We start from the raw sequence: 13191 nt of genomic DNA on the forward strand, positions 1-13191 counted from the left end.
AATTTAAACGTTCTTAGATCTAATTTTGGTATTGATCCAGAATAAATAAATTAATTGCACTAAACCTAGTATCCAATATAATTGATATCTTATTTTGTAGATATCAAAAAACTTAACTTCGGAATCAGAAAATTTGACTATCATAAAAGTGATTGCAGGTATCGTAATCCCAAAAAAGACTATTACAAAGAAGATTGTTGCAAACCCAGTATTTTGTTTAATATTAAATTCTGTCGAGAATTTATATTTTCTATAATTTATATAAAATAGTAAAAGAAGAATTATAATATCTATGTATATCCAAAGCATGTTGGTGAGCTAATATTTCGTGTTAAATATAACAATTTTAAACAAAATATATTCTAACAGTCTGTACAACAGTTGTCTGGCTTTACTAGTTTACAGGTTAACACAGCCAATAGGGCACCTAGAATAGGAGCAATAAAATAAAGCCACTGGTGTTCCCAATGACCAGATAATAAAGCGGGCCCCAATGACCTGGCGGGGTTCATTGACGCATTAGTCATCGGGCCAGCAAACATAGCTTCGAGTAGTACAACTCCTCCAACTGCTATTCCGGCCATAGTACCCGTTTCTTTAGAGCCTGTAGAAACATTAATGATAACAACCATAAGAAAATAAGTGAGTAATGTCTCTAGAATGAATGCTCTTAGATCATCGAAAGCTGGTAGAGTACCACCAAGAAATTCACTTTCAGGAAATAAAAAGAGTAGAATACTACTAGCCACTATGGCACCAATACATTGAGCGATAATATACTTAGGTACTTCTTCCCATTCAAATTTTTTGGCGTATGCAAATGCAATAGTAACTGCAGGATTAAAATGTGCTCCGGATATTTCTCCAAAAGCATAAATCATTGCCATTACAATAAGCCCCCAGGTAATGGCAACACCAACATGAGTGACATCTCCGCCAGTAACTTCATTAATAGTCATAGCACCAGTACCACAAAATACCATACTAAAGGTTCCTATACTTTCGGATATATATTTTCTCATTACTTTTTTATAATGACCGCAAATATACTATTAGTTATTTTAAGTTTTTGTTAACTTTTAATGTATGTTGTAATCCTTATTTTCGTCATTAAGTAATTTAAACCAAACTAAACTAACTACAATGAAAAAGATCATCTTATTTCTTTCTATGGCTTTATTCTCTTTAGGAATTGAAGCTCAGGTAAAAGCACCACAACCAAGTCCTTCTTCTAAAATAGAGCAGGTTATTGGGTTGACAGATGTTTCTGTTGAATATTCTCGCCCTAGTATGCGAGGAAGAGCTATTTTCGGAAATTTAGTGCCTTATGATAAGCTATGGAGAACAGGAGCAAATAAAAATACTCAAATTACATTTAGTGATGATGTAAAAGTTGCAGGTAAAGAGTTAAAAAAAGGAACGTATGCAATTTATACAAAACCAGGTAAAGAAAATTGGGAAATAATTTTTTATAGTGATGCAAACAATTGGGGGACTCCACAAAAATGGGATGACACTAAAGTAGCAGCTACTGCAACTGTAAAAGCAAATACGATCCCTATGAATGTAGAAACATTTACAATCATGTTTAGTGATTTTAAAATGGATTCTGCAGTTATGAATTTTATTTGGGCAAACACAGAAGCTGCAGTTACAATAACAACCGCTGCAAAAGCACAAACTATTGCTAGTATCGAAAAAACTATGGCGGGACCAACCGATAGAGATCACTATCTGGCAGCTACTTTTTATAAAGATTCTGGAGATTTTGCAAAAGCAAAAGAGCACATTGATAAAGCGATATCGCTACGTAAAGAGCCTGCTTTTTGGTACCATAGACAACAATCTTTGATTTATTCTCTGGCCGGAGATAAAGATGGGGCAATAAAAGCAGCAAAAACTTCGTTAGAGTTAGCAGAGAAGGCAGGAAATGCCGACTATGTTAAAATGAATAAAGATTCCCTTGCAGAGTGGGGAGCCAAATAAACACTCTTTTTCACACACAAATCATAAAAGCGTTCCATTAGGAACGCTTTTTTGTTTACAAATAAGAATGCACTTTATTGCATTTTTATATAGTGTTATTTGTATTCATCAATTTTAAATTTCTTTTGTTTTTGTAAAGTTTCACCGTTCACTTGCTCAATAGAAATTATCCTTTTACATAATTTTAATTTGTTCGTTAGCTTTTCTATTTCAAGTTCTAATCTGATTTTTTTCTTTTTGTCAATTAAATCTTGATATGTGTATTTGGTAATTAGTTTATAATCCTCTTTTGACATATAAATGATAAAAGTAGAATCATTATCTGCTTTAAGGTAGATAAATGGACTTTTCACCAATCCGTGTTTTTCTAATAGTTCAATATGAGCTGTACTAGTTGAGTCTTCCTTTCTTAATCGGTCTATCCCTAGGCTATCTCTTAATTTAATATAGTTTTGATATAAACTGTCTGGTTGCCCATAAAAACTTCCAAGCTTTAGCCAAGTGTAATATAAATCTCCTTCTAAATTCGATTTTTTATTCGTATTAGTTTTGCATCCCAATAGAATTAGGAAACAGCTTGAAATTACTATTAATTTTTTCATTCGTTAATGTATAATTATCAATTTCAATTCATTTCTACACCAGTTTTTGATTTTTCCGTTTTTGTCAATTAATAAATAATACGTAACATTTTTTCTTTTATAGTTTTCCGATATAATTACATAAAAATGCTCAAAGCCAACTTTCTTATGATTAGGATGAAAATTTTTTAAATTAGGTAGCTATTACTTTTCGTTACTTAAACCACTATTACTTATATATTATTGTGCTTTTGTATATTTTTATTCTTGTGGAATTGGTAATTTATGTTGTCTTAAAAAAGATAATTTGTCCCAATATCCTCTTTGAAATTTAATTTTCCCATTTTCAATTTGAAAAAATCCGCAACCACGTAATCCTAAGGGATCTTTCCATTCTAATATTCCCCAGTCATTGTCTTCGAAAATATTTTCAATTATGCAATTCATACTCGCTTGATTGAATTCAGTCTTAAACATTTCTCGAATTGCAATTTTCCCAATAACTGGTTGATTGGTCACTTGATGATTAACTGCGTCATCATGATAAAATTCTGAAATCTTTTCAGCATTTCCATCATTAAACGTTTCTACCCATTTTTCTACTAATTCTTTAGGACTCATTTTACCGATTAGTTTGTTAGTATGAAGCACAACGGTCTTGTATATGAAAAATACGTCTTTTACAGAGACGGATTTTTCAGTTATTAGGTTTTGTTATTAAATAGGGGAGAACTCAAATATAGCGAAACCTGGCGTATTTTTTATATACGTTGTTGGCATTTCGTTTTTCAGGTCACATCATCTATTAGAATTTTATCATACGGTCTATTAAAGATGTATTTAATAGTAAAATCTTAATTTTTAGGAAAAACTCCATTGCCAAATTGACCAATACCAAACCTAAGGTTTTGCGTGTCTTTTGTATCCTGTTTATCTAATACTAAACCTAAAATAACTTTGTCAATTGGGTTTTGTCTATAACCAATAAGGCGTACCATAAACTTCGAGGTGTTTGATTCTTTTTGAAGTACGGCGAAACTTGATTTATCTGTTGATACACCTAAAGATTCAATGAATGAGAATATATCATCTAGGTTATTTAAACTGTTGACGTCAATACTAAATTCATTCGCTTTATTAATAATCCATGAATCTTTTTTCAATGCCTTTAAAATGGATGTTTCAGTGAAAACATCTTGAATTTCAACTTTTTCTTTAGTGACAAGATTAATTGTATTTATTTCTGACTGCATAGAGTTCCCGCAAGCTATCGAGCCGTATTCACTTTTCTCATAACTATAATAGTGCCCTAGCAAAGATAGTGGGTGATATAAAAATGTATAAGAAACGGGACACTCAGGAGTTTCCTCATTTTCAATAAGTTCTAATAATTGTTTGGTTCCGTTGTAAAGTTCCTGTTTTTTGTAATATGCTTTGTTATCGAAAATAGTTAACTCTGAATCACTATAAAGCTCTTCTCCTGTCGCTGCTTTATTATTAAATAAAACTAGGATTTCTTCAACGATAAGTCCTGCTTCTTTCAATAAATAGTGAGAGGAGGGGATAGGCTTGTCTCCCATAATTTGTTCAAATTGTTCTATAGGTAGTTGGTTGGTGGGTTTAAACTTTAATTGAAACTGAGTGTATTCAGGGTTGTTATATTTAAATACAGTGCCTGCTAGATCTCTGTCTATTTCAAAACCTCTAATTTGAAATTGTGTCCACAACATCTTTTCAACTTCTTCAATGGTACTTCCAATTCGCACACCTTCTTTTGTTTTAAAAGTAGAATTTCCCCCAGCTATTCTTACGTAAGAAATTTGATAGGGTTTTTCGGTCCAGTGAATATAAATATCATTTCCATCACCCAACCTTATATGCGTTACTTCCTGATTAAAAGGCGGATTTGTATGCTCAATAATTTGATTCTCTCGAAATAAGTTGCTTATATCGGTTGGTACTGTGTTGTGTTTTAATATTCCTACGTTTTTACCAGGATTGATAAGGCGGTCTTCTGAAACATCAATCTTTTTTAAAAAATTAGGATTTTCTTCTGGGCAATATTTTTCGCATTCGTAACAAGGCTGTATTAATTTTTCGTATTTGTTGAGATGTAATTCATTGGTGTATAGTTCGTAACTATCCTCATAGAGAAACTCAATGTTGAATTTTGTCCTGTCCTTTAGATATTCTACAATGACTAAATCGGTTTCTGGGTTTTCTTTTTCTTCGGTTTTTAAGGTAATTACTAAGGCTCCTGCATTGTTTATTTTAGCACTAATTATGGGGTAGGTGGTAATATCGTGCGACCCCTCAGAATTGAACACCCATTGCTCAGCATTCTTTTTAATACTATAACCAAATATTTCTCTATCACAGGGTTCGAAAATAAAATATGCTCCGTTTTCAAATTCGGTAACATTCGTCCATTTTTTAGGAATATCTGAAATATCAATATCGGTGATTATCTCTGTCTCAGTGCTTTTGCCAGACTCTTTTTCTATTGATTTATTTTCTGAAGTCTCTTTGCAGGCAACTAGTAAACTTAGTATGATTAATGATAAACATATTCTACGTATCATATGCAGTGATTTAATTCCTTAGTGATATTAATATATCGTTTTAATAATAAATAATCTTTTTTTATAGTATCGAAGTCAAGCGAAGATTGAGAAAAACACGGTTTAAAATAACTCTCATAATTTGTATAGTCACCTATGGCTATGTAGGGTTTTGAATTTACAATAGACAGATATACACTAGCACGCGTCTCTTGATAAAGTGCTACCAATTTAGCTCTCGTTTCTGGGTTTAATATTCGATGGGCTTCAGCTTCATCATTTCCATAAACAACAAATATCTTGTTAAAAATAACGTCCTCTACCTTTACCAAATCAGGTCGAAAAAGGTTATTTTCTTTAATCCACTCTCCTAATTTGCCCATAAAATTAGATGCGGAAACCGGAAGAACGTAGAGATCATGTTTACAAGGAAGTTTAAAATCAGCTTCATAGAAAATTCCTTTGAATAGTGTTTTTGTTTTTGGCCCGCCACCAGCACTGTCACTGGATGAAGCATGAACATTTGCAAAGCGAAATGCAGTTTGATTTAAATTGCCTTGAATTAAACCTTTACTTTGATAAAAACCTGGTTTTGTAGAGAGGATTCTACTCGCATTAAAAATATCTCTAGAAACGCCTTTAGTAGGAATATATGTTAAACTATTGTCAACCTTATGCATTAAAGTCCGAACAATTTTTTCTACATATTGTTCTTTAAAATTAGTTGCGTCTATATCTATTCGAAAAAAATAATGTATTCCAAATGCTGTAATTAGACATACTAGACAAAGAATTATTTGACTGTACTGAAAGAAAATCAAGTATATGGCTCCGATAATTAGAAGTAGCAATAGGAGTCTTACATTACGATTAAACTTGAAAGATTTTTTTCTCACACTTTCAAGAGACTTGTACTTGGGCTTTAATTGGTAGTCAAAAAAATCATTGAAATCTTTTTCTGTCATTACATAGTTTTTTTTGCAATAAAGTTCTTCTTAAATGAATGCCAACGTTTAGCTATGAATAGTACGGTGCAGAAAATCCGCGGATTTTCGTATCGATACAAGCCATAAGCTTTTGTTTTGTTTTTTATTTTGTCGTTTTAAAAAAGTCAAATTAAAAGATTTGGCGATGAATGTAAATATACACAAGCTTTAGAATTAAACACCAAAACACGTATTATTTATAGGTGTTGTTAGAGTTAGTTTTAATTAGGCTCAAAAATTAATGATATCTAATGTCAATTGAACCAATGAAAAAAGGAGTAATAAACCACCAGTGATTAGTTGCGAATTTGGCCACCATTTTTTGAGCTTTAAATTGTCATATTTTTTCGTGAATATCCACAATACTGTCATAAAAGGTAAAATCAATCCAATTGAAAATGCTATTAAAATTGGAATAATGCTTATTAAGTCATTATTTTCTGCATTTGTAATCATTAGGGTTCCTAATATAGGACCTGTGCTAGATATTGCTGATAAAGCAAGTTGAGTACTAAATATCAGTAAACCTAAAAAGCGAAAGAATTGCATCCAAGTCCCAAAATTTAGAAGTTGATATTTTTTGGTAAAAGAGCTTAAAAACCAAATTAAAAACAATATTCGAGAAGAATGAATTAAAATCCCATAACTCGAATCAAAACTTATTTCATTTAATAATCTGGAGGATATCAACTGTGTTAAAATATAAACAAATACAAGTGACGTTATAATTGTGTATAAAAGGATATTTATTTTGTGCTGTCTATTAGAGTTTTTTAGTTTTTCAAATATTAATGGAGTGATTATTAAATAAGGAAAAACTGCAGGGGTTAGTACTGCAATAACACCACTGATGAAAGCTATAAAGTATATATTCATTATTAATTTGAATTGATCAATTTTTTAATTAACCCTAACGGTTGGTGTAAGGATAGTTGTGTGGTTAAGCAACTAACTTAACAAAAATGAAATGAACTAGAGGAAAATCCTGCGAATTTTCCAAGTAGGCTAGAACCAAGCAATTATTTTTACACGTTGTTGTGTTTTAGTGCTTTTCATTATTAATCAATTCTTTTAATTCAGTCCACTTTTTATCCATAAAATGAAAATTCGGTAGTTTTAATTTCGATTCGATTTCGTTTGACTCGTATAAAATCCGATTCTTTTTTATTCCGATAATTTTATTTAATTCAATCCGTTTATTTCCATTTTCCAGATAGATATAGTTTTCGTCAAATTCTATTTCTGTCGGTTTGTTAAAAATTCGTTTTATCAGAATTAGCGCATAAATAACGAATAAAGAACAGAAAATAATTGCTCCGATTTTTTGTGTCCAAATGCTGTAAATCAGAAATCCAATTCCGCCAATAAGAATAATTCGGGCGATTATATATTGAGCATAATGCAAATTAGTATCAATTCGTTTTTTTGTCATTTTTTGTTTTAGCGCATTGTTTTCAGCATTAAACACAACAACAGAATATAGGACATATGTCCTATATTCTACGTATTTTTATTTACAAATCTAGAGGATTTATAATTAACTTAAAATTACCTATATCAATCTTGATATGATAAAAAGTATACCTCTATGCTTTTGTTTTTGAACAATAGAACTAAGCAAGAAATTCAATTTAATCGTAATGCAAACCTATTTTTTCTCTAACTGTATCTAACAGGTTGATTAACTGAAGACTTTTTTCGAAACTCATAATTGTACTTTCTATACGGTTTTGTAGCAACATTTCCTGTACATGAATGGCTTCATAGTTATAACCGTTGGTAGTCACCTTAAATTCTATATGTTCTGATTTTCCTTCTTTTTGGATGGTGATAGAAGATGGTTCGTGAAAACGACTATTGATAATGATAGATCCTTTTTCGAACTCTAGGATAGCGGTTGTATCGGTTTCTTTAGTAACAGCACTAAATAGCGAGGCTGTAACTCCATTTTTATACTGAAGCTGGATACTACAATCTTCATCAACTCCTGTTTTTCCTATAGTAGCCTGGGCATTTACTTCTTCGGGATATCCCAAAATGCTTAATGCAGCAAATAATGGATATATTCCTACATCGAGGAGACTTCCTCCTCCAAGTTTTTTGTTAAACACTCTTCCGTCGGGATCAAAAGGGGTTGTGAAACCAAAATCTGCTTTCAGCGTTTTTACTTTACCAAGCGCATTAGATGCAACAATATCTAAAACATAGGTGTAATGCGGAAGAAAATACGTCCATAGTGCTTCCATCAAAAATACCTTGTTCTTTTTTGCTAGCGCGATCATTTCTTCGACCTGGGTAGTATCTATAGCAAACGGTTTTTCGCATAGAACTGCCTTCTTATGGGTAAGGCACATCAACGTATTTTCATAGTGAAATACATGTGGCGTTGCAATATATATCACATCAATATCGGGATCCAGACTTAAGGTTTCATAGTTATCATAACAGGTCGAGGCGTGATGCTCCTTCCCAAACTCCTGAGCCTTTTTTAGATTCCTGCTTGCAACGGCATGAAGCCTTGCATTAGGAACCGATTTTAGGTCATTAGCAAACAGATGCGCTATTTTACCACAACCAATGATCCCCCATTTTATGATTTTTTCAACACTCATTAGGTTGTTATTTTGGGTTTAGATCCGATTAACGGTTGTATAAATATCGCGATAGTCATTACCAAAGCACATCCAAATAAATTAAGCCATAGATATGGCATCCAGTCATAATACCAGCCAAGAATAACAATTACCTGAGTAATAAGTGCTGCTACAAAGGTAGCGTTGCTATGTACAAATTTTATAAAGAAAGCTAATAAGAATATGCCTAGCACATTTCCATAAAAAATTGAACCAATAATATTTACCAATTGAATAAGATTGTCGAATAAATTGGCAAAACAGGCTACTATGATGGCCAATACACCCCATCCCAGAGTGAAAAATTTGGAAGCAGATACATAATGTTGATCACTTTTTTCTTCGGCTACATTTCGTTTGTATAAATCAATTGCAGTAGTTGATGCCAAAGCATTTAATTCTGAAGCTGTAGACGACATGGCAGCAGATAAGATAACAGCAAGGAGCAGACCGATAAGCCCTCTGGGTAGATTGTTTAAAATAAAATGAATAAATACATAATCTTTATCATTTGTCTCTACTGTTGTATCTGCTTTTTTAATTAATACTTTAGCAGCTTCACGGGTTTCTTTTTCTTTTTTGTTTAGCTCCTCAATTAAACTTTTATTACCTGATTCTTGATCTACCAGATAGCCTTTAATTACAGCATCTTTTGAGCTATGAATTTCTGCAAGTTTGTTTTCTAATGCTGTGTATTGTTCTGCATATTCTGTGTTAAGTATAGCTTCTTTTCCTTTTGGATTGAAATTTAAGGGAGACGCATTAAATTGGTAAAAAACAAATACCATCACCCCAACTAAGAGAATAAAAAACTGCATAGGTACTTTGAGCAATCCATTAAACAAAAGTCCTAGCTGACTTTCTTTTATAGATTTACCGGTTAAATACCGTTGTACCTGGCTTTGATCAGTACCAAAGTAGGAGAGGGCCAAAAATGTTCCTCCAATGATTCCACTCCAGAACGTATAACGATTATCGAGATCAAAGGAGAAGTCAAGGATTTCCATTTTTCCGCTGGCACCTGCAATATCTAGTGCTTTAGAAAAAGTAATTCCCTCTGGGAGGTAACTTATGATAATAAAAAAGGCAACCAACATACCAATAAAAATAATACCCATCTGTTGTTTCTGAGTAATATTAACTGCTTTTGTTCCTCCAGAAACAGTGTATATAATTACTAGTATACCTATGATGATATTTAAAGTAATTAGATCCCAACCTAGTACAGATGATAATATTATAGCTGGCGCAAAAATAGTAATCCCGGCAGCTAATCCTCTTTGAACCAAAAATAGAATAGCTGTTAAGCTTCTGGTTTTGAGATCGAATCGGCTTTCGAGATATTCATATGCTGTGTAGACATTTAGCTTATGATACATTGGTATAAAAACCATACAAATGACAACCATGGCAATAGGAACCCCAAAGTAGAATTGTACAAACCCCATACCGTCATGAAAAGCCTGGCCTGGAGCAGAAAGAAAAGTAATAGCACTTGCTTGTGTTGCCATCACCGATAGACCAATGGTCCACCAATGTGCATCATTACCTCCTCGAATATAATCTTTTACATTTTTACTGCCTTTGGTTTTCCAGGCACCATATAGTACTATAAATAGTAAGGTTCCTAGTAGTACGATCCAATCTATGGTTTGCATAAGTTGATTGATTAAATTAGTTTATTGATTGATGGTTGAGGTTGTTTTCTGTACAGAAGAATTATGAATAAGAAGTAGTGATAAAATAAAACAGTAGTATATAAACTGCATTAGCGATTAATACTGCACTATATAATTTTTTCCACTCTCTTTTTTCGTCTTTCTTTTCCATAATAAAAAATTGCTAGATTAGATATATTTGGTATTTATTTTCCTAAGGAAAGCATATTCGCAAAAAGTCGATATGCACCTGATACTCCCGCCGGAAACTCTCTAAAAAAACTAAGTCCGGTATACACATAATGTCCTTTACCATATTTGGCAATTAATAAGGGGCCTTTTTTTTCAGATTCTCCTTTATCATTGGCCGCCAAAATAGGGGTGTACTCTTTTGACCATTCATTAGGGAAATATAACCCTCTTTCCTGCACCCATCCTTTAAAATCATTAGCAGTAATTTTATTGGGTGAATTTAATACCTGATGCTCTGGAGCCAAAAAGGTAATTTTTGCATTTTCATCGGTTACCCGATCTCTGGATAATTTAAGGGGATATGGGCCTAAGTTATCAGTCACTTTTAATCTATGACTGGTATTGTATTGAATAATAAGGTTTCCTCCGTTTTTTACATACTCTAATAAGTATTGTTGTTTAAATTTTAACTGTTCTACAGTGTTATAAGCTCTAATCCCTACTACAATAGCATCAAAAGGTCGTAAGCTTTCTGTAGAAATAGATTCTGGATCAATTGTGGTTACTTTATACCCAATTTGCTGTAAACTTTCTGGCACTACATCTCCGGCACCTTCTATATACCCTATGTTTTCTCCTTTCTTTTTAATATCCAAACGCACAACTTTGGTCTCAGACGGTAATACTACAGTTTGGTAAGGGATATGGTCATAGTCAATAGTAATAACTTCTTTTGAGTATAGATTTCCATCGATTTCTATTTTTGGTGAAATATAACCTTCACTTTGAGTCTGAGGTGATGTAAGGGTAAAAATGATTGTTTTTTCTTCTCCTTTTTGAGAGAGATTAAAATTAATAGCAGCGGGAGTTACCTGCCAACCTTCTGGATGTACTAGTGCAACTTTTCCATTTAAGTTTGCTTTTCCGGCTTTTATAGTAACAGGAATTTGTTTTGAAGCACCATTAGCGTAGATAATTACTTTATCCTTAATACTTGCAGAAATAGTAGGAATGATCTCGAATGGTTTATATACTTCTCCTTTAACCGGGTCGTTTGTCTTGTAGACAACATCTTTAGAAAAAGGGATAGCAACTCCATCGATTACTACGGTAAACAAAGCTTTGATTTTATGATCTGTTTCTGGTCTTCCGATTAGTTTTTGATCACTAACATTATACATCCCGAGTGTACCTTTATTGTTAAGCCAATAAGGATTGGTAAAATCAAAATTAGATGGGATACTACCTTTAAATTCGAAATTATTTCGAATATTATTTTTTAGAACTTTTTCAGAAACATCATTAATATTAACAGCAGCAATTTTGATAGATTGCAGAGTTATGGTATTTGTACTTCTATTGATTGCTTCTACTTTTAGTGTAATTTCACTGCCTTTAGTAGTATTTGCTTCGGTTGCAACAGCTTCCAGATAAAGACCAGAAGCAGCAGTAATAATTTCCTGAATCTCTTTAGTTTTAACAGCTTTCCAATGTTTGTTTTCTAATTGTTGAATTAGTTGGTATGCTTTTACTAATCGAGGAATACTAGCAGATGGGTTCTTGAAATCAAAATCTTTTTCTACCTGATATAGGATATCACCAATAGCTTTACCTCCTTTAACACGATTCCATGAAGTGTCAATTCCTTCAAAAACATTCATTTTATCTTTTGGTAGATCCCCTTTGATGAGTTCTATATATTCACTTTGTTGTCCACGACTACCTGTACTACCAAATCCCTGAGATTTGTGCTGACTACGACTTAATGATGCTATTTCTGTGTTAGAAAGCCCTAGAGAGGGGTAATATGTTCCTGTATCAAACGCTAATAAATTGGTTTTATCTGCTTTTGCGAAATTTTCCCGACTACCATAAAACCACCAAGAAGTATTAAAGAATAGTCTTTTGGGTTGCCAGATTTCTGTATAGTTAAGCTGATCTGGGTATACTGTTTTATCTCCGGTTATATCAAAAGCTTCTACGCTTAACATTGCCGAAGAAGTATGATGACCATGAGTACTACCGGGAGTTCTATGATTAAAACGATTGATGATTACATCTGGTTTAAAATTTCGTATTGCCCAAACCACATCGCCCAGTACTTCTTTTTTATCCCAGATAGAAAGTGTTTCGTCGGGATGTTTGGAATATCCAAAGTCATTAGCACGTGTAAACAGTTGTTCTCCTCCATCAGTCCTACGAGCGGCTAATAATTCTTGAGTTCTGATTACGCCTAATAATTCTCTAATCTCGGGACCTATCAAATTTTGCCCACCATCTCCTCGGGTAAGGGATAAATATGCTGTTCTAGCTTTTACCTGATTAGACATATAGGATATAAGTCGGGTATTTTCATCATCAGGATGAGCTGCAACATACAATACAGATCCTAAAAAATTAAGTTTTTTTATAGCTTGATGAATTTCTGCTGCATTGGGTTTATTAGGTTGTTGTCCTTGTATAACATATGGAAATAGTATACCAAAACAGGCTATAAAAAATAATTTTCGCATAATTTCTGGGTGCAATTTTTAATTGAGTTTCTCCAAATATAAAAAGATAAAATTCTCAGAATTGTGGTTTAAGGATACTTT

At 32.7% G+C, this 13191-nt stretch carries 11 protein-coding genes; 1 reads left to right on the plus strand and 10 read right to left on the minus strand.

What is annotated here, in order from left to right; all coding sequences use genetic code 11:
* Positions 1–362: 362 nt before the first annotated feature.
* Entirely contained in the window at positions 363–1022 is a 660-nt protein-coding gene (locus NNH57_RS22165; protein ID WP_108808822.1) for an MIP/aquaporin family protein, read from the minus strand.
* 121 nt (positions 1023–1143) lie between these two features.
* On the opposite strand from NNH57_RS22165, the gene NNH57_RS22170 reads away from it, so the two are divergent.
* The gene (locus NNH57_RS22170; protein WP_108808823.1) at positions 1144–1986 is read left to right on the plus strand and encodes a DUF2911 domain-containing protein; all 843 of its coding nucleotides are present in this window, start codon (positions 1144–1146) and stop codon (positions 1984–1986) included.
* A 95-nt stretch (positions 1987–2081) separates the two neighbouring features.
* Here NNH57_RS22170 and NNH57_RS22175 read toward each other — a convergent pair whose 3' ends face one another.
* The 9 genes from NNH57_RS22175 to NNH57_RS22215 all read right to left on the minus strand — a co-directional run bounded on the left by NNH57_RS22175 (position 2082) and on the right by NNH57_RS22215 (position 13110).
* A complete protein-coding gene (locus NNH57_RS22175; protein WP_108808824.1) occupies positions 2082–2588 on the minus strand; it encodes a hypothetical protein in 507 nt (168 codons plus the stop codon).
* A gap of 240 nt (positions 2589–2828) precedes the next feature.
* On the minus strand, positions 2829–3188 hold the full coding sequence (locus NNH57_RS22180) for a nuclear transport factor 2 family protein (protein ID WP_108808825.1): 360 nt from the start codon (positions 3186–3188) through the stop codon (positions 2829–2831).
* Between the two features lie 233 nt (positions 3189–3421).
* Positions 3422–5149: a hypothetical protein gene (locus NNH57_RS22185; protein ID WP_108808826.1), complete on the minus strand. Its 1728-nt coding sequence runs from the start codon at positions 5147–5149 to the stop codon at positions 3422–3424.
* Positions 5146–6093: a DUF3137 domain-containing protein gene (locus tag NNH57_RS22190; protein ID WP_108808827.1), complete on the minus strand. Its 948-nt coding sequence runs from the start codon at positions 6091–6093 to the stop codon at positions 5146–5148. The genes NNH57_RS22185 and NNH57_RS22190 overlap by 4 nt, the downstream gene beginning before the upstream one ends.
* A 252-nt stretch (positions 6094–6345) precedes the next feature.
* The gene (locus tag NNH57_RS22195) at positions 6346–6990 is read right to left on the minus strand and encodes a cytochrome c biogenesis protein CcdA (protein ID WP_108808828.1); all 645 of its coding nucleotides are present in this window, start codon (positions 6988–6990) and stop codon (positions 6346–6348) included.
* A 166-nt stretch (positions 6991–7156) separates the two neighbouring features.
* Complete coding sequence (locus NNH57_RS22200) at positions 7157–7546, minus strand: hypothetical protein (protein WP_132065862.1); 390 nt, start codon at positions 7544–7546, stop codon at positions 7157–7159.
* Positions 7547–7745: 199 nt separating this feature from the next.
* Positions 7746–8726, minus strand: a complete 981-nt coding sequence (locus NNH57_RS22205; protein WP_108808830.1) for a Gfo/Idh/MocA family protein — start codon at positions 8724–8726, stop codon at positions 7746–7748.
* Positions 8726–10405, minus strand: coding sequence for a sodium:solute symporter family protein (locus NNH57_RS22210; RefSeq protein ID WP_074406548.1), 1680 nt, complete (start codon positions 10403–10405; stop codon positions 8726–8728). The genes NNH57_RS22205 and NNH57_RS22210 overlap by 1 nt, the downstream gene beginning before the upstream one ends.
* Before the next feature lie 206 nt (positions 10406–10611).
* Positions 10612–13110, minus strand: coding sequence for a PIG-L family deacetylase (locus NNH57_RS22215; protein ID WP_074406547.1), 2499 nt, complete (start codon positions 13108–13110; stop codon positions 10612–10614).
* Positions 13111–13191 lie beyond the last annotated feature (81 nt).

The sequence above is a fragment of the Aquimarina spinulae genome, assembly GCF_943373825.1.
Lineage (GTDB): Bacteria > Bacteroidota > Bacteroidia > Flavobacteriales > Flavobacteriaceae > Aquimarina > Aquimarina spinulae.